At 51.7% G+C, this 710-nt stretch carries 1 pseudogene; it reads right to left on the reverse strand.

The features are described from left to right. Positions 1–394, reverse strand: a pseudogene (locus Q2B33_RS24070) (hypothetical protein); the annotation flags it as partial. Positions 395–710 lie beyond the last annotated feature (316 nt).

Consider the following 710-nt stretch of genomic DNA (forward strand, 5'->3'; position numbering starts at 1 on the left):
CCCATCCGATGATGTTCCCCGACTGCAGCTTGGTCCAACCGTCTCTTCTCTCCAGAATATAGCCGCCGCAGTCCTTGTACAGCATCCCTACCTTCTCCGCCGTCTCGCTGGCGTCGCTTCTCACATTCAGGGCGCTCTTCACATTGGCCATGACCAGCTTGCGCTCCTGCTCCTTCTCCAGAATCTCAGCAAACCCTATTGCTCTGGCCCCATTGCCCATCATTTCCACAGAATCGGAATCGCCGGGGCTAAGTACTGCCGCCACGCCTCCCTGCAGATCCTCCAGACAGTCTTTCTTCTCCCCTGCCTGTGCGGTCATGCTTCCAGACAAGCATGCGGATAGGAACATCAAAAATCCAATGGCTGCTGCCAGCAGCCTCTTGCTTCTTCTCATATTCTCTACCTCCATGAACAAATTTTCTTTCTTTGCAAAAAATATGCCACTTTTTAATAAAGTTATTACAAAGTTATTAAATTTGTTACATGGTCATCATAGCAGATGTTACAAGAGTTGTCAAGGGTATCCTTACAGAACAGACAAAAGGCAGGCAGAAAGCCCATGGCAGCCCTCTTTTGAGGTGTTTTCGCCCCGCTTCTACTTCAGGGCAAAACGCTGTCTATGGGCCTCGTACATCAATAGGGAGGCAGCCACCGCCGCATTCAGGGACTCCAGCTGCCCTTCCATGGGAATCCGCACCCTGCCCTCCGCC

It is taken from the genome of uncultured Acetatifactor sp. (genome assembly GCF_948601915.1).
Taxonomy (GTDB): domain Bacteria; phylum Bacillota; class Clostridia; order Lachnospirales; family Lachnospiraceae; genus Acetatifactor.